This is a genomic window from Streptomyces sp. Y7 (genome assembly GCF_043195415.1).
In the GTDB taxonomy this organism is placed as follows: domain Bacteria; phylum Actinomycetota; class Actinomycetes; order Streptomycetales; family Streptomycetaceae; genus Streptomyces.
In genome coordinates this window covers 1,212,302-1,228,322 of record NZ_JBIDDQ010000001.1, presented here as the reverse complement: position 1 = coordinate 1,228,322, position 16,021 = coordinate 1,212,302, and the positions used below count along the sequence as shown (strand labels likewise).

The 16,021-nt window shown below is 71.6% G+C and carries 15 protein-coding genes; 11 read left to right on the top strand and 4 right to left on the bottom strand.

The features are described from left to right. Positions 1-84: 84 nt before the first annotated feature. The 8 genes from ACGFW6_RS05350 to ACGFW6_RS05315 are packed head-to-tail and all read left to right on the top strand — an operon-like array spanning position 85 to position 7,924. On the top strand, positions 85-1,158 hold the full coding sequence (locus ACGFW6_RS05350; RefSeq protein ID WP_393504841.1) for a sugar ABC transporter substrate-binding protein: 1,074 nt from the start codon (positions 85-87) through the stop codon (positions 1,156-1,158). After that, a complete protein-coding gene (locus ACGFW6_RS05345) occupies positions 1,155-2,657 on the top strand; it encodes a sugar ABC transporter ATP-binding protein (RefSeq protein WP_393504839.1) in 1,503 nt (500 codons plus the stop codon). The genes ACGFW6_RS05350 and ACGFW6_RS05345 overlap by 4 nt, the downstream gene beginning before the upstream one ends. After that, on the top strand, positions 2,650-3,675 hold the full coding sequence (locus ACGFW6_RS05340) for an ABC transporter permease (protein ID WP_393504837.1): 1,026 nt from the start codon (positions 2,650-2,652) through the stop codon (positions 3,673-3,675). Before ACGFW6_RS05345 ends, ACGFW6_RS05340 begins: the two co-directional genes overlap by 8 nt. A gap of 38 nt (positions 3,676-3,713) precedes the next feature. Next, complete coding sequence (locus ACGFW6_RS05335) at positions 3,714-5,063, top strand: L-fuconate dehydratase (protein WP_393504835.1); 1,350 nt, start codon at positions 3,714-3,716, stop codon at positions 5,061-5,063. Then, positions 5,060-5,815, top strand: a complete 756-nt coding sequence (locus tag ACGFW6_RS05330; RefSeq protein ID WP_393504833.1) for an SDR family NAD(P)-dependent oxidoreductase — start codon at positions 5,060-5,062, stop codon at positions 5,813-5,815. Before ACGFW6_RS05335 ends, ACGFW6_RS05330 begins: the two co-directional genes overlap by 4 nt. Then, positions 5,812-6,780: an aldo/keto reductase gene (locus ACGFW6_RS05325; protein ID WP_393504831.1), complete on the top strand. Its 969-nt coding sequence runs from the start codon at positions 5,812-5,814 to the stop codon at positions 6,778-6,780. Before ACGFW6_RS05330 ends, ACGFW6_RS05325 begins: the two co-directional genes overlap by 4 nt. After that, positions 6,780-7,094 carry an L-rhamnose mutarotase gene (locus ACGFW6_RS05320; protein WP_393505105.1) on the top strand — a complete coding sequence of 105 codons (315 nt, stop codon included), beginning with the start codon at positions 6,780-6,782 and terminating at the stop codon, positions 7,092-7,094. The genes ACGFW6_RS05325 and ACGFW6_RS05320 overlap by 1 nt, the downstream gene beginning before the upstream one ends. After that, a complete protein-coding gene (locus tag ACGFW6_RS05315) occupies positions 7,091-7,924 on the top strand; it encodes an amidohydrolase family protein (RefSeq protein ID WP_393504829.1) in 834 nt (277 codons plus the stop codon). The genes ACGFW6_RS05320 and ACGFW6_RS05315 overlap by 4 nt, the downstream gene beginning before the upstream one ends. On the opposite strand, the gene ACGFW6_RS05310 is transcribed toward ACGFW6_RS05315, so the two are convergent. Then, entirely contained in the window at positions 7,912-9,333 is a 1,422-nt protein-coding gene (locus tag ACGFW6_RS05310) for a lipase maturation factor family protein (RefSeq protein WP_393504827.1), read from the bottom strand. The two genes, ACGFW6_RS05315 and ACGFW6_RS05310, sit on opposite strands and share 13 nt — an antisense overlap. A gap of 84 nt (positions 9,334-9,417) precedes the next feature. Between ACGFW6_RS05310 and ACGFW6_RS05305 the strand changes: the two genes are divergently transcribed. From ACGFW6_RS05305 to ACGFW6_RS05295, 3 genes are all read left to right on the top strand, one after another. Next, entirely contained in the window at positions 9,418-10,758 is a 1,341-nt protein-coding gene (locus ACGFW6_RS05305; RefSeq protein ID WP_393504826.1) for a DUF6777 domain-containing protein, read from the top strand. 87 nt (positions 10,759-10,845) lie between these two features. Then, positions 10,846-12,921, top strand: a complete 2,076-nt coding sequence (locus ACGFW6_RS05300) for a SpoIIE family protein phosphatase (RefSeq protein WP_393504824.1) — start codon at positions 10,846-10,848, stop codon at positions 12,919-12,921. 53 nt (positions 12,922-12,974) lie between these two features. Continuing rightward, on the top strand, positions 12,975-13,838 hold the full coding sequence (locus ACGFW6_RS05295) for an Fpg/Nei family DNA glycosylase (protein ID WP_393504822.1): 864 nt from the start codon (positions 12,975-12,977) through the stop codon (positions 13,836-13,838). Between the two features lie 103 nt (positions 13,839-13,941). Here ACGFW6_RS05295 and ACGFW6_RS05290 read toward each other — a convergent pair whose 3' ends face one another. From ACGFW6_RS05290 to ACGFW6_RS05280, 3 genes are all read right to left on the bottom strand, one after another. After that, on the bottom strand, positions 13,942-14,595 hold the full coding sequence (locus tag ACGFW6_RS05290; protein ID WP_393504820.1) for a zf-HC2 domain-containing protein: 654 nt from the start codon (positions 14,593-14,595) through the stop codon (positions 13,942-13,944). A gap of 151 nt (positions 14,596-14,746) precedes the next feature. Continuing rightward, positions 14,747-15,262 carry a hypothetical protein gene (locus ACGFW6_RS05285; protein ID WP_393504818.1) on the bottom strand — a complete coding sequence of 172 codons (516 nt, stop codon included), beginning with the start codon at positions 15,260-15,262 and terminating at the stop codon, positions 14,747-14,749. A gap of 146 nt (positions 15,263-15,408) precedes the next feature. Then, complete coding sequence (locus ACGFW6_RS05280; protein ID WP_030952315.1) at positions 15,409-15,954, bottom strand: sigma-70 family RNA polymerase sigma factor; 546 nt, start codon at positions 15,952-15,954, stop codon at positions 15,409-15,411. Between the last annotated feature and the right edge of the window lie 67 nt (positions 15,955-16,021).

Sequence of the window (16,021 nt, the reverse complement as noted above, 5' to 3'; positions counted from 1 at the left end):
CTGGTGCCGGAGGGTGTTGCGCGGGGGAAGTGGTCTGATAAATATGCGGCACCTGCTCGAACACGCTCAATGAGGAGCCGTCAGATGCCCGGCAGTGCAGTGCGCAAGCAGAACAGGTCACGGATCGTCGGCGCGATGGCTGCGGTCATCGGCGCCTCGCTCGTGCTCGCCGGATGCGGCAGCACCAAGGACACCGGCTCCTCCAGCGCCGGAGGCGGTGGCGGCAGCGGCAAGGTCGGGGTGATCCTGCCCCTGCTGACCTCGCCGTTCTGGCAGTCGTACAACGACTACGTGCCGAAGATGGCCGACTCCGAGGGCGTCGACGCGCTCAAGACGGTCAACTCCAACAGCGACCCGTCCCAGCAGATCACCGACATCAACAACCAGCTGAACCAGAGCGTCAAGGGCCTGGTCGTCGCCCCGCTCGACAGCGCGGCCATCGAGGCCGGCCTCGACCAGGCCGAGCGCAAGGGCGTGCCGGTCGTCGCCGTCGACGTGGCGCCCGACAAGGGCAAGGTCGCGATGGTGGTGCGCGCCGACAACGTGGCGTACGGCGAGAAGGCCTGCCAGTACCTCGGCGAGCAGATCCCCTCCGGCAAGGTCGTGCAGATCATGGGCGACCTCGCCTCGGTCAACGGCCGCGACCGCTCCGAGGCGTTCCGGGCCTGCGTGAAGAAGAACTTCCCCAAGCTGAAGGTCCTGGAGATACCGGCCAAGTGGGAGTCCGACACCGCGGCCTCCAAGCTGGACACCCTCCTGAACGCCAACCCCGACATCAAGGGCATCTACATGCAGGCCGGCGGCGTCTACCTCGCCCCGACCCTGCAGACCCTGAAGTCCAAGGGGATGCTGAAGAAGGCCGGGCAGGACGGGCACATCACGATCGTCTCCAACGACGGCATCCCGCAGGAGTACGACGCCATCCGCAAGGGCGAGATCGACGCGACCGTCTCCCAGCCCGCCGACCTGTACGCCAAGTACGGCATGTACTACATCAAGGCGGCGATGGAGGGGAAGACGTTCCAGCCCGGCCCGACGGACCACGACTCGACCATCGTGAAGCTGCCCAGCGGCATCCTGGAGGACCAGCTGCCCGCCCCGCTGGTCACCAAGGACAACGTCGACGACCCCAAGCTCTGGGGCAACACGGTCAAATGACGACGCCACTTGTTGAGGCACGGGACGTCGTCAAGCGCTACGGCCCCACCACCGCCCTCGCCGACGGACGCCTCACCGTCCTGCCCGGCGAGTCGCACGCCCTCGTCGGCCGCAACGGCGCCGGGAAGTCGACCCTGGTCCAGATCCTCACCGGACTCCAGGCCGCCGACGAGGGCGAGGTTCGCTTCGACGGCGAGCTTGCGCCCCCGCTCGCCGACCGTGACGCCTGGCGCCGCAAGGTGGCCTGCGTCTACCAGAAGCCCACCGTCGTCCCGGAGCTGACGGTCGCCGAGAACCTGTACATCAACCGGCAGCCGCTCCACCGCGGCTTCATCAGCTGGCGCAAGCTCCGCGCGGAGGCCGCCGAACTCCTGGCCACCTGGGACGTCCACGTCGACCCCGAGGCCCGCACCGCCGACCTCAAGGTCGAGGACCGTCAAATGGTGGAGATCGCACGGGCGTTGAGCTTCGGCGCCCGCTTCATCATCCTCGACGAGCCCACCGCGCAGCTCGACAACCGCGAGATCGAGCGGCTGTTCACACGGATGCGGGCGCTCCAGGACTCCGGCGTCACCTTCCTGTTCATCTCGCACCACCTCCAGGAGGTGTACGAGGTCTGCCAGGCCGTCACCGTGCTGCGCGACGCCCGCTGGATCACCACCGCCCCGGTTGCCGAACTCCCGCGCCGGGCCCTGGTGGAGGCCATGGCGGGGGAGTCCCTGGAGGCCCTCGCCGAACAGGCCATGGCCCCCGGGGACGTCGACCACGACGCCCCCGTCCTCCTCGAAGCCCGCGGTCTCACCTCACCGGCGTACGAGGACATCGACCTCACCGTCCGCCGCGGCGAGGTCGTCGGGCTCGCCGGGATCAGCGGCAGCGGCAAGGTGGAACTCGCCGAGTCCTTCGCCGGACTGCACACCCCGACCGGCGGGACGGCGCAACTCGGCGGGGAGCGGCTGCCGTTCGGCGATGTACGGGCCGCACTCGGGGCGGGCGTCGCCTGTGTGCCGCGCGACCGGCACGACCAGGGGCTCGTCGCCGGGATGACCATCGGCGACAACGCCACCATGAGCGTCCTGGAGCGGCTCGGCCGTCTCGGGTTCGTGGGGACCGACCGCAAGCGGGGCCTGGCCACCGCCCTCATCGAACGCCTCGACATCCACACCGAGGGCCCCGACCAGCCCGTCTCCGACCTGTCCGGCGGCAACGCGCAGAAGGTCGTCATGGCCCGGGCGCTGGCCTCCGACCCCCGGCTGCTCGTGCTGATCAACCCCACCGCGGGTGTCGACGTGAAGTCCAAGGAGTCCCTGCTGGCACGGGTGGACAGCGCCCGTGAGGACGGCATCGCCGTGCTCGTCGTCTCCGACGAACTCGACGACCTGCGCCGCTGCGACCGCGTCCTCGTCCTCTTCCACGGCCGTGTCGCCGCCGAGCACCCGGCGGGCTGGCGCGACCACGAGCTGATCGCCTCCATCGAAGGAGTGGACCACCATGGCTGACACCAAGGCCCCACCGGCCCTGCCCGTGAAGGTGCCGGACGCCCGTGCCGCCAGGACCGTCCTGCTCCGGCGCGCCCGCGAACTCGCCCTGGTTCCGGCCCTGTTGCTGCTCCTGGTGCTCGGCGCGGTGGTCAACGACTCGTTCCTCACCGAGCGGAACCTGATCTCGATCCTCGGCGCGTCCGCCGCGCTCGCCATGGTCGTGCTCGCCGAGTCACTGGTCCTGATCACCGGCAAGTTCGACCTGTCCCTCGAATCGGTCGTCGGTATCGCGCCCGCCGTCGGCGCGCTCCTCGTGCTGCCCGTCGCGCAGTCCGGCTGGGGCACCGAACTCCCCGCCGCGCTCTCCCTGCTGGCGATCCTCCTGGTGGGCGCGGCCGTCGGCGCCTTCAACGGCGTCCTGGTCGTGAAGTTCAAGCTCAACGCGTTCATCGTGACGCTCGCGATGCTGATCGTCCTGCGCGGACTGCTGGTCGGCGCGACCAAGGGCAAGACGCTGTTCGGGATGCCCGAGAGCTTCTACTCCCTGGCCACCACCACCTTCATCGGCATCCCGATGTCGGTGTGGCTCGCGGCGGCCGCCTTCGCGGTCGCCGGGTTCGTCCTCAAGTACCACCGCATCGGACGCGCGCTGTACGCCATCGGCGGGAACGCGGACGCCGCCCGCGCGGCCGGCATCCGGGTCGAGCGGGTGATGCTCGGCGTGTTCGTCGTCGCGGGCACCCTCGCGGCCGCCGGCGGGATCATCCAGACCGGCTACGTCGGGGCGATCAGCGCCAACCAGGGCAACAACATGATCTTCACCGTGTTCGCGGCCGCGGTGATCGGCGGTATCAGCCTGGACGGCGGCAAGGGCACCATGTTCGGCGCCCTGACCGGCGTACTCCTGCTGGGTGTGGTGCAGAACCTGCTCACCCTCGCCCAGGTCCCGTCGTTCTGGATCCAGGCCATCTACGGCGGAATCATCCTGATCGCCCTCATGATCGCCCGTGTCACCACGGGCCGGGCCCAGGACTGACCACGGCTGCCCACCGCCCCTCGACGGAAAGGACTTCAGTGTCCCAGGCCCCCGGCACCCCCACCCGCGTCACCGCGGTCGACACCTATGACATCCGCTTCCCCACCTCGCGCGAGCTCGACGGCTCCGACGCGATGAACCCGGACCCCGACTACTCGGCCGCGTACGTCGTGCTGCGCACCGACGCGGCGGACGGCCACGAGGGGCACGGATTCACCTTCACCATCGGGCGGGGCAACGAGATCCAGGTGGCCGCGATCGAGGCGCTGCGCGGCCACGTCGTGGGCCGGCCCGTCGACGAGCTGTGCGCCGACCCGGGGAGTCTCAACCGCGACCTGATCGGCGACAGCCAGCTGCGCTGGCTCGGCCCCGAGAAGGGCGTGATGCACATGGCGATCGGCGCCGTCATGAACGCCGTGTGGGACCTCGCCGCCAAGCGCGCGGGCAAGCCCGTGTGGCGGTTCCTCGCCGACGCCGAACCGGAGTGGATCGTCCGGCAGATCGACTTCCGGTACATCACCGACGCGCTCACACCCGAGGAGGCCCTCGCCCTGCTGCGCCGCGGCCGCGAGGGCGCGCCGGAACGCACGGCCCGGCTGCTGGAGCAGGGCTACCCCGCCTACACCACCTCCGCCGGCTGGCTCGGCTACGACGACGACAAGCTCGGCCGGCTCGCCGCCGAGGCCGTCGCCGACGGCTTTCGCCAGATCAAGCTGAAGGTCGGCGCGGACCTGGAGGACGACGTACGGCGCTGCCGCGTCGCCCGCGAGGTCGTCGGACCCGGCATCCGCATGGCGATCGACGCCAACCAGCGCTGGGACGTGGCCGAGGCGATCCGCTGGACCAAGGCGCTCGCCGAGTTCGACCCGTACTGGATCGAGGAGCCCACCAGCCCCGACGACGTCCTCGGCCACGCGGCCATCCGCGAGGCCGTCGCCCCCGTGAAGGTCGCCACCGGCGAGCATGTGCAGAACCGGGTCGTCTTCAAGCAGCTCCTGCAGGCCGGCGCCCTCGACGTGCTCCAGATCGACGCGGCCCGCGTCGGCGGCGTCAACGAGAACCTCGCCATCCTGCTGCTCGCCGCCAAGTTCGGGGTACCGGTCTGCCCGCACGCGGGCGGTGTCGGGCTGTGCGAACTCGTCCAGCACCTGTCGATGTTCGACTACGTGGCGGTCACCGGCACCACCGAGGACCGGGTCATCGAGTACGTCGACCATCTGCACGACCACTTCCTCGACCCGGTGGTGATCAGGGAAGGTCACTACACGGCACCCACCGCGCCGGGCTTCTCGGCCGCCATGCGGCCCGACTCGATGGCGCGGTACACGTTCCCGGACGGCGCCTTCTGGGCCGCCGACCGCGCTGAGAAGAAGGGGCACGCGGCATGAGCGACTTCGACGGTCTCAAGGCGCTGGTGACGGGAGGCGCCTCCGGCATCGGCCGGGCCACGGCCGAACTCCTCGCCGCGCGCGGCGCCCGGGTCGCCGTCCTCGACCTCGACCCGTCCTCCGTCGACAAGCCCCTGCTCGCCTTCCGCGCCGACGTCACCGACGACGCCTCCGTGCGCGAGGCCGTGGCGGCCGCCGTGGCCGGGCTCGGCGGACTGGACGTGCTGGTCAACAACGCCGGGATCGGCGCCCAGGGGACCGTCGAGGACAACGACGACGCCGAGTGGCACCGGGTCATGGACGTCAACGTCATCGGCATGGTGCGGGTGGCCCGCGCCGCGCTGCCGCATCTGCGCCGGTCGGCGCACGCCGCCGTCGTCAACACCTGCTCCATCGCGGCCACGGCGGGACTGCCGCAGCGGGCGCTCTACAGCGCGACCAAGGGCGCCGTGTACTCGCTGACCCTCGCCATGGCCGCCGACCACGTCCGCGAGGGCATCCGGGTCAACTGCGTCAACCCCGGCACGGTGGACACCCCCTGGGTCGGACGACTGCTGTCGAGCGCTCCCGACCCGGCCGCCGAACGCGCCGCGCTGGAGGCCCGCCAGCCCACCGGCCGCCTCGTGTCCGCCGACGAGGTCGCCGGAGCCGTCGTCTACCTCGCGAGCCCGCTCTCCGGCGCCACCACCGGCACCGCCCTCGCCGTCGACGGCGGCATGCAGGGGCTGCGCCTTCGGCCGGTGGGCCGGTGAACCGGCTCGGCCGCACCGACGTCGAGGTCAGCCCGCTGGCCTTCGGCGGCGCCGCCATCGGCAACCTGTACACCGAGGTCGGCGAGGAACAGGCGCATCAGGCCGTGGCCGCCGCCTGGGACGCGGGCATCCGCTACTTCGACACGGCCCCGCACTACGGCCTCGGCCTGTCCGAACGGCGCCTCGGCGCCGCGCTGCGGGAGCACCCGCGCGAGACCTACACCGTCTCGACCAAGGTCGGCCGCCGGCTGGAGCCGGTCGCGGACGCCACGGGCGACGACCTGGCCAACGGCTTCGCCGTCCCCGCCGACCTGCGCCGCGTCTGGGACTTCAGCGCGGACGGCGTACGACGCACCCTCGACGCCAGTCTGGACCGGCTGGGCCTGGACCGCGTCGACGTCGTCTACCTCCACGACCCCGACGACCATGCCGAACAGGCCTTCCGCGAGGGCTATCCGGCGCTGGAGAAGCTGCGCTCCGAGGGTGTGGTCGGCGCGATCGGCGTCGGGATGAACCAGGCCGGGATGCTCACGCGCTTCGTCACCGACACCGACGTCGACGTGGTGCTGTGCGCCGGCCGCTACACGCTGCTGGACCAGAGCGCGCTCGACGACCTGCTGCCCGTGGCTGTCGAGTGCCACACGTCGGTCGTCGTCGGCGGTGCCTTCAACTCCGGTCTGCTGGCCGACCCGCGACCGGACGCGACCTACGACTACACCCGAGCGCCCGAGAAGCTGCTGGACCGCGCGCTGCGCATGAAGTCCCTCGCCGACCGCCACGGCATCACCCTGCGGGCCGCCGCCCTCGCCTTCTGCGCCGCCCATCCGGCCGTCGCGAGCGTCCTCGTGGGCGTCCGTTCGGCCGCCGAAGTCCGCGACTGCGCCGAGCAGTTCGGGACCGACGTGCCGATGGCGTTCTGGCAGGAACTGCTGGAGTCCGGCCTGCTCTCCGACAAGGAGACATGATGAGAGTCGCCCTGCACACCAAGGTCCGCGCGGACCGCATCGCCGACTACGAGGCAGCCCATCGCGAGGTCCCCGAGGAGCTGACCGACGCGATCCGGGCCGCCGGCGCCACCTCCTGGACGATCTGGCGCAGCGGCACCGACCTCTTCCACGTCCTCGACTGCGAGGACTACGCCCGGCTCCTCGCCGAACTGGAGCAGCTCCCGGTCAACGTGGCCTGGCAGGCCCGCATGGTCGAGCTGCTCGACGTGGTGCACGACTACTCCGACGAGGGCGCGGACGCCGGACTGCCCGTCGTGTGGGAGCTGCCGTGACCGTCGTCGACGCCCACCATCACGTGTGGGACCTGTCGGTGCGGGACCAGGACTGGATCACCGGACCCGAACTGCGGCCGCTCAGGAGGAACTTCACCGTCGGCGACCTGGCCCCCGAGGCACGGGCCGCCGGAGTCGGCCGGACCGTCCTGGTCCAGACGATCACCGTGCCCGAGGAGACCCCGGAGTTCCTGGCGCTCGCCGCCGAGCACGAGCTGATCGCAGGCGTCGTCGGCTGGACCGACCTCACCCGCCCCGACGTCGCCGAGGAGCTGGCCCGGCTGCGGGAGCTGCCCGGCGGCCGGTATCTCAAGGGCATCCGCCACCAGGTCCAGGGCGAGGCGGACCCTCGGTGGCTGCTGCGCGCGGACGTACGGCGCGGACTGTCGGCCGTGGCGGAAGCGGGCCTGGTCTACGACCTCGTCGTGCTGCCCCACCAGCTCCCCGCCTGCGCCGAGGCCGCCGCGGACCTCCCCGGACTCACCTTCGTCCTGGACCACCTGGGCAAGCCGCCGATCGCCTCCGGCGCCCTCGAACCCTGGACCCGTGACGTCCGCGCCCTCGCCGCACTCCCCAACACCGTCTGCAAACTCTCCGGCATGGTCACCGAGGCCGACATCGCCGCCTGGACCGTGGCGGACCTGCGCCCGTACGCCGACACGGTGCTGGACGCCTTCGGCCCGGCGCGCCTGATGTTCGGCTCGGACTGGCCGGTGTGCACCCTGGCGGCGTCGTACGGTCAGGTCCTCGCCACGACCCTGGAGCTGATCGCGGAGGGCGAGCGCGAGCAGATCCTCCAGGCGACCGCCACCCGGGTCTACGGCCTCTGAGTCACCCCGGCCAGCCTGGTCGGCGGGAGATACTCCCGCACATAGGTGCGCTCCCAGCACGCGCCGGTCTCCCGCAGTTCCCGCCAGGTCGTGTACCGGTAGCGGAAGAGGCGGGCGCGGACGTGGCGGGGTGGGGCGTCGGGTGGGAACGGCGAGCGCCGCAGCAGTTTCAGGGTGTCGCGGTCGTTCTCCAGGAGCCGCTCCACCAGGGCGCCGAACCACTGGCCGGCATAAGCGGGCGACAGCGCGGCGAACCACATCAGCCAGTCCAGCCGCAGATGGTACGGCGCGAACTGCCGGGGCCAGCGGCGGGGATCGCCCGGCTTGCCCTTGAACTCGTACTCCCGCCACTCCGATTCCTCACGCGGCACGTCGTCGGCGGTGCCCTCGATGACGACCTCGTAGCGGATCCGGCTGACGCTGCCGAACGCGCCGTAGGTGTTGACCAGGTGGAGGGGGTCGAAGGAGCGGTTCATGATCTGGCGCCGGGAGATCATGTTCGCGACCGGGTGGTAGCTCAGGAACAGCAGCAGCGCGGCGACCGCCAGCACGACGACCTCGTACCACAGCGGCGCGTCCGGCACGGACGGCGGATCACTCGGGAGGCCGAGCGCCGACAGGGCCAGCACGATCGTGATCCAGTTCAGCCAGGAGAAGTTCCCCGACAGGACCAGCCACAGCTGGGTGAGGATCATCAAGGCGGCGGCGGCCGTCGCGATCGGCTGCGGGGTGAAGAGGAGCACGGGCACGACGAGTTGGGTGAAGTGGTTGGCGGCCACCTCGACACGGTGCACGGGCTTCGGCAGACGGTGGAAGAACCAGCTCAGCGGTCCCGGCATCGGCTGCGTCTCGTGATGGTGGTCCAGGCAGGTCAGCTTCCGCCAGCACGCGTCGCCGCGCATCTTGATCAGGCCCGCGCCGAACTCGACGCGGAACAGGATCCACCGCAGCAGGAACAGCACCACGACCGGCGGCGCCACCTCGTCGTTGCCGAGCAGCACGGCGAGGAAGCCGACCTCCAGCAACAGGGACTCCCAGCCGAACGAGTACCAGGTCTGGCCGACGTTGACGATCGACAGGTACAGCGCCCACGGGACGAGCCACAGCAGCATGGCGGCCCACAGGGGCACCAGCGAGTCCAGCCCGGCCAGCAGCGCCGCCGACACCGCGCAGCCCGCCCAGGCACAGCCGGCGAAGAACCGGTCCGAGTAGTGGAGTTGGAACAGGCTCGGGGCCGCCCGAAAACGCACCTGCGCGACGAAGCGCGGCACGGGCAGCATCCCCCGCTCGCCCATCAGCGCCCGGAACTGGAGGGCCGCCGTCAGGAACGCGACGAGGTACACGCCGGCCAGGGCCCGCTGGAAGACCAGCCGGCTCGTCCAGTAGTCCGGCGCGACGAACCAGTCCACGGCCGTTCGCCTCCTCTCCTCATTGTCACCCCACCCCGACTCAGGTGACTCTCCGTATACCACTTCTCCGCTTGCGTAACCCATGTGAGTGAAGCAGACAATGGTGACGAATTTCCCGACGACCGGCGGGAGGACGTGGTGCGGACACCCACCCGAACCATCGTCACGGCCTGCGCGCTCTCGGCGGCACTCCTCGCCGCCGGCTGCGGCGGCCGCAGCGACACGAGCACGCCATCGAGCGGGGAACTCTTCCTGCAGCCCGCGGCGGACCGGGGCCCCGACCCCTTCACGGACTCCTCGGCCACCGCCGAGGCCGCCGCGTCGCCGCTCACCCGGACGTCGCAGCCGGCGCCGTCGGCGCGCACCGGGCCCCGGTCCCTGTCCGGCGAGACGCCCGGTTTGTACGGCGGCACCCGCGGAGCCGGGAGCTGCGACGTGCAGCGGCAGCTCGACGCCCTGGCCGCGGACCGGGCCAGGGCCCGCGTCTTCGCCCAGGCCGCCGGTGTCTCCCGGGCGTCGATACCCGGCTATCTGCGCGGCCTGACCTCGGTCGTGCTGCGGGCGGACACCCGGGTCACCAACCACGGATTCCGCGACGGGACCGGCACCGGCTACCAGTCCGTCCTCCAGGCGGGCACCGCCGTCCTCGTGGACGACCACGGAGTGCCCCGCGTGCGCTGCGCCTGCGGCAACCCGCTCGCCCCGCCCGTCGGGACCGGCGGCGAGAGCCGTGTCGGCGGCCGGGGCTGGTCCGGGTACCGGCCCGGCCGGGTGGTCGTGGTGGCACCCGCGACCCAGGTGATCACCGACATCACGATCATCGACGTCACCGAGAACACCTGGATCGAGCGGCCGGTCGGCCACCGGGGCCACGACCACGACCACGTCGTACCGCCGGCGAAGCCGAGACCGCCGCACCAGGACACGCACCCGCATGACCGTCCCGGACGGGACAGTGCCGTGCCCCCGCACGAGAGCGCGCCCCCGTCCCGCGGCACCACCTCGCCCTCGGACGGCGCCACCTCGGTGCCCGGTGAGACCGCCTCCCCGCGAGCGACGCCCGACGACTGTGTGGCCCCGGACCGCACCGCCGGCCCCGGAGCCACGGACGACATCCGGGCCAGGGCCCCCTCGGACCCGGGCCGCCGCCCCGCAGGCTGTCCCACCGGCACGGCCACCCCCACGGCCACCCCCACGGTCCCGCCCTCGCCGGCCGAGCCGGGCGGCCCGCGCAGCGCGCCCGCCGAGCCCAGCGCCCCCGCCTCCCGCACCGAGCCGGAGACCTCCCCCGGCTCCTCGGAGGAGGTCGGCCCCGAGGCCGTCCCGGACGGTCCGGACACCCCGGACGGCGGCGGGCTGATCCCCGACGATCCCGGCGCGACCGACAGCATCTTCGGCAGCCCCACGGACGTCTTCGACGGCTGACCGGCACCCGGCACGGACCACGCGCAGCGCGAGGCCCGTTCCGTCGCCCCAGTCGAAGAATCGGACAAACCCTGGCAAGGTGGCCCCATGGTTGATCGGGGAGCGAGCGCCCTGTCACTCCCGGACGACTGGCCCGCCCACCCGGACCCGATCCTGGCGCTCAATCGCATGGGCACCTTCGACTGGGACCTGGACAACGCTGTGTTCCACATGGACGCCCAGGCCCACGAAGTCTTCGACCTGCGCCCCGACGAATACGACGGCAACCCCGCGACCCTGGCGGTCCGGGTGCCGCCGCCGGAGGGCTACCGGCTGGACCGTCTGGTCTCCCAGGCCATGAAGGACGGCAGCGAGAACTACGGCACCTACTTCCGCATCCGCTGCCGCGACGGCAGCATGCGCTGGACCCACACCCAGGGCTACATCCGCCGCGACGAGACGGGCCGTCCCCGCCGCATCGTCGGCATCGTGCGGGTGGCCACCGACGAACTCGCCGAGATCGAGCAGCGGCACGAGGAGGCGGCCGAGGACGAGGCGCGGCGCCAGCAGACCAGCGTCGTCCAGCTCACCACGGCCGCCCTCGCCCACGCGCGCACCATCCAGGACGTCATCGACGTCCTCAAGGACACCCACGGGCTCACCCACCTCGGCGCCACCAGCCTCGTCATGGGCCTGGTCGAGGCCGGCCGGATCCGGCTGGTCGCCGAGGGCCCCTCCGGCAGCTTCGTGCCCGGCACCCTGGTCACCCGAATAGACGAGCAGTACCCGATGAGCGAGGTCGTACGGACCCTCAGTCCGCGGTTCATCGAGTCGCCGGAGGAGTTCGCGGAAAGCTATCCCATCCTCTGGCCGCACATCACCGACCTGCACATCACGTCCGCCGCCTACATGCCGCTGATCGCCCAGGCCAGGCCCATCGGCGCGATCGGCCTGCTCTACAACGACCGGCGGGGCTTCTCCGCCGAGGACCGCAACGTGCTCGTCGCGCTCGGCAGCAGCATCGCGCAGAGCCTCCAGCGGGCCATGTTCTACGAGCAGGAGAAGGATCTCGCCACGGGCCTCCAGCAGGCCATGCTGCCGCGCACCATCCCCAGCGTGCCCGGCGCCGACGTCGCCGTGCGCTACCGCTCCGCCTCCCTGGGCCGGGACATCGGCGGCGACTGGTACGACCTGATCCCGCTGCCCGGCGGCCGGGTCGGCGCCGTCATCGGCGACGTCCAGGGCCATGACACCCACGCCGCTGCCGTGATGGGCCAGCTGCGCATCGTCCTGCGCGCCTACGCCGCCGAGGGGCACACCCCGGCCACCGTGATGGCGCGCGCCTCGGTGTTCCTGCACGAGCTGGACACCGACCGCTTCGCGACCTGCCTGTACGCGGAGGCCGACCTGTCCACGGGTGTCGTGCAGGTGGTGCGGGCCGGCCACATCGACCCGCTGGTCCGCGAACCCGGCGGAGGCTGCCGGCGGTTCTCCGTCGAGGGCGGGCTGCCGCTCGGCCTGTCCGCGGAGTTCGGGCAGCTCGAATACCCCGTCGGCACGATCGAGCTGGACTCCGACCACACCCTGCTGCTGTGCACCGACGGCCTGGTCGAGCAGCCCGGCACCGACCTGGACGACGGCATGCAGACGCTCACCGCGCTCATCGCCAACGGCCCGAAAGACGTGCGTGATCTCGCGGACCACCTGATCGACGTGGCCGAGGAGCGCGGGGGCGACGACGACGTGGCCCTGCTCCTGCTGCGCCGCCGGGTGCTGGACGCCCCGCAGGCCGGCGGCCGGCTCCAGCAGCACGTGGCCCCCGGCGACCCCGAGGCCCTCACCGCCGCCCGGCACATGATCCGCGCCGCCGTGCGCGCCTGGGGCGCCGCCGACCGGGCGGACGAGATCGAGCTGGTCGCCGACGAGCTGATCACCAACGCCCTGATGCACACCGAGGGATCGGCCGTGGTGACCCTGCGGGTCCTCGCCGGCTCCGACCGCCGCCTGCGCGTCGAGGTCGAGGACTCCTCCAGCGCCCTGCCGCGCCGCCGCGAGGCGGGGGAGTCGGGTGTCTCCGGCCGCGGGCTGCTCCTGGTCGACCTGCTCACGGACGTGTGGGGCGTGGAGGCCCGGGGCGGCGGCAAGGCGGTCTGGTGCGAGTTCGTGGTGCCGGAGCGGCCCTGAGGCACCTGCGGGAACCACCTGGCGCGGTCGGCGCCGGATGGCACTCTGGACGTATGCCGGAACTCCCCGAGGTCGAAGCGCTCAAGGACTTCCTGACCGAGAACCTGGTCGGACACGAGATCGTGCGCGTGCTGCCCGTCGCGATCAGCGTCCTGAAGACGTACGACCCGCCCGTCACCTCGGTCCAGGGCCACGAGGTCACCGCCGTGCGCCGGTACGGCAAGTTCCTCGACCTCGAGACCGCCGACGGCCCGCATCTGGTGACCCACCTCGCCCGCGCGGGCTGGCTCCAGTGGAAGGACCGGCTCCCGAGCGGAATGCCCCGTCCCGGCAAGGGCCCGCTCGCGCTGCGCGTCGCCCTGGAGACCGGTGCCGGCTTCGACCTGACGGAGGCGGGCACCCAGAAGCGCCTCGCCGTGTACGTCGTGCGGGACCCGCAGGAGGTCCCGGGCGTGGCCCGCCTCGGCCCCGACCCCCTGGCCGACGACTTCGACGAGGCACGGTTCGCGGCCCTGCTGAAGGACGAGCGCCGCCAGATCAAGGGCGCCCTGCGCGACCAGAGCCTCATCGCCGGGGTCGGGAACGCCTACAGCGACGAGATCCTGCACGCGGCGAAGATGTCCCCGTTCAAGCTGGCGGCGACACTGACCCCGCAGGAGACGACACGGCTGTACGAGGCCCTGCGGACGACCCTCATCGAAGCGGTCGAGCGTTCGCGGGGGTTGGCGGCCGGCCGGCTCAAGGCGGAGAAGAAGAGCGGCCTGCGCGTCCACGGCCGCACCGGCGAGCCCTGCCCGGTCTGCGGCGACACCATCCGCGAGGTCTCCTTCAGCGACTCCTCGCTCCAGTACTGCCCCACCTGCCAGACGGGCGGGAAGCCACTCGCGGACCGCAGGATGTCGCGGCTGCTCAAGTGACCACGGTCCGGCAGCGCCGCCAGGGGGCGCGGGGAACCGCGCGACCGGCCACGACGGGGCCGCAGGCGGCCGACGGGCGATCACGGCTCATCCGGCGGAGCGCCTAGCGGGGGCGCAGCGTCACCAGATGCTCGCCGTCGGCCGTGCGCACCTCGTAGCGGGCGATCTCGTCGCTGTGCATCGCCGACGAGCCCATCATGGTGTTCTCGCGGGCGTCATGGTGGGCCGCGGACCAGCTCGTCACGGTCTCCTGCGAGCCGTCCCGGCCGATGGCGATCAGATGGCAGGGGCGCGGCCCCGCGCCGTCCTTCACCTTCAGCTCCACCTGGCTGCCGTACATCTCGTTCTCGGTCGTGACCTGCGCCCACACCCCTGACCGCTCGTCGGTCGCCGCGACGACCTGGACGGATCTGTCGTCACCGCCCGCCATGACCGCGACGCCGGGGGCGGCGAGGGCGATCACGACCGAGGCGGCCACGGCGTACAGGGTGCGCCGACGCCGGGCGCGGTGGCGGACCGCCACCGCTTCGAGCAGCCGGTTCAGCATCTGCGGGCCCGGCTTGGTCATAGGGCTCACGAATGGGGGCGTGGACCGCCGGTACAACATCAACTGGCGGGTGACGGGCCCGAACTCGGTCACGTGTGCCGCACAGCGGGGGCACTCCATGAGGTGGTCCTCGAAGCGGAACGCCTCCGCCTCGTTCAGCACGCCGAGCGCGTACGCGGCGACGTCGCGATGCCTCTCCAGGGACCTCATGCCGAATCCTCGTGCCGTTGGGTGTGGGGTGTGTTACTCCTTGCGCCCACTGGTACGCACCAGACAGTCGAATCACTCAAGCCACTTGGAGAATCGCAACCAAGGGATTCGGAGCGGTCGGCGTCGAGGATTGGTCCGCGGAGAGAAGTTCTCAAAAAAGATGGATGGCGAGGTGCCCGAGCGGCAGCCCGAGCTGCCACGCCGGGGTCCACACCTTCGGCCCCTCGTCCTCTCCGACCGGCCCACCGCCGCCCGGCACGGCGTTGAGATCGGGCGCGAGCAGCTCGGTCTCCTGGAGCCAGCGCCAGGCCGCCTCGGCGAGTTCCAGGTCGGGCGCGGGCCCGCCGGAATCGGCCGCCTCGGCCGCGAGACCCGCCATGCGCTCGCGCACCCACTCCTGCCACGGCTGGTCGTAGGCGGTCAGCGACAGCCAGGTCTCCAGCTGGGTGACCACCCGGATGCCGGACAGCTCGCCGTCGGTGTCGGACAGGAAGATGGTCAGCGCCAGGGCGTCACGCCCGGCGCGGAACTCGAAGGACGTCGGCGGCATCAGATCGCCGGTCCGCAGCAGCTCGTCGGCGATGTACTCGGCGTACAACCACGCCATGGGGACGGTGAGTTCACCGCCACCGGTGCCGTCCGTGCTCTCCTGACCTCTGTGCAGCATCCCTTCCTGCCTTCCTCCGGTGAGTGCGTCGCCCTACCCCGGGGCCCTGGGCCCTTGCCCAATCCGGAACACGGATGAGGACAGCCGATTACTCAACCGGGGTGTTCAGCAAGGCGCTTTACGGAGGTTTGACTAAGCCTTCGGTTTCACCGCAGGTCGGCCGCGTATCCGGGAAGCACCCGACGCAGTGCGCGCAGTGCGTAGTACGCGCGGGACTTCACCGTACCGGGCGGAATACCGAGGGTTTCCGCGGCCTCCGCAACACTCGCCCCTTGGAAGTACACGAGCACCAGGACTTCACGGTGCTCGGGAGTGAGTGTCTTCACAGCCTCGCGGACGTCGAGCATCTCGGCGGCCCGTTCGGCGTGGTCGGAGATCACACGCGCGTTCTCCAGGATCGCGTCGCCGACCTCCGGCGGACGTGCCTGCCGCGCCCGCCGCGCGTCGATCGCCAGGCGTCGCCCGACGGTCAGCAGCCAGGGCCGCACCGAGTCGAAGTCGTCGGCGCGCAGGGCCTCGGGATGCTGCCAGGCGCGCACCAGCGTCTCCTGCACGAGATCCTCGGCGCGCTGCCGGTCGCCGTCGCAGAGCCGGAGCAGGAGCGCGAAGAGGGGCCGGCCGTGCTCCCGCTGCAGTGCGGCGAGCTCGTGCTCGGCGGTCGTCCCGTTCGTGAGGGTGGTTCCGGCCGTCATGGCCGTATGGCATCGCAGGCGGCAGTGCGGGGACAGGGCGCTCACACGGATCTGCGGCGGACGGTCG

Bases quoted from the DNA above. Each gene is read 5' to 3' on its own strand.
- ACGFW6_RS05330 (WP_393504833.1), top strand. From the start codon at position 5,060: ATGAGCGACTTCGACGGTCTCAAGGCGCTGGTGACGGGAGGCGCCTCC.
- ACGFW6_RS05345 (WP_393504839.1), top strand. From the start codon at position 1,155: ATGACGACGCCACTTGTTGAGGCACGGGACGTCGTCAAGCGCTACGGC.
- ACGFW6_RS05295 (WP_393504822.1), top strand. From the start codon at position 12,975: ATGCCGGAACTCCCCGAGGTCGAAGCGCTCAAGGACTTCCTGACCGAG.
- ACGFW6_RS05340 (WP_393504837.1), top strand. From the start codon at position 2,650: ATGGCTGACACCAAGGCCCCACCGGCCCTGCCCGTGAAGGTGCCGGAC.
- ACGFW6_RS05320 (WP_393505105.1), top strand. From the start codon at position 6,780: ATGAGAGTCGCCCTGCACACCAAGGTCCGCGCGGACCGCATCGCCGAC.
- ACGFW6_RS05285 (WP_393504818.1), bottom strand. From the start codon at position 15,262: ATGCTGCACAGAGGTCAGGAGAGCACGGACGGCACCGGTGGCGGTGAA.
- ACGFW6_RS05280 (WP_030952315.1), bottom strand. From the start codon at position 15,954: ATGACGGCCGGAACCACCCTCACGAACGGGACGACCGCCGAGCACGAG.
- ACGFW6_RS05290 (WP_393504820.1), bottom strand. From the start codon at position 14,595: ATGAGGTCCCTGGAGAGGCATCGCGACGTCGCCGCGTACGCGCTCGGC.
- ACGFW6_RS05300 (WP_393504824.1), top strand. From the start codon at position 10,846: ATGGTTGATCGGGGAGCGAGCGCCCTGTCACTCCCGGACGACTGGCCC.
- ACGFW6_RS05350 (WP_393504841.1), top strand. From the start codon at position 85: ATGCCCGGCAGTGCAGTGCGCAAGCAGAACAGGTCACGGATCGTCGGC.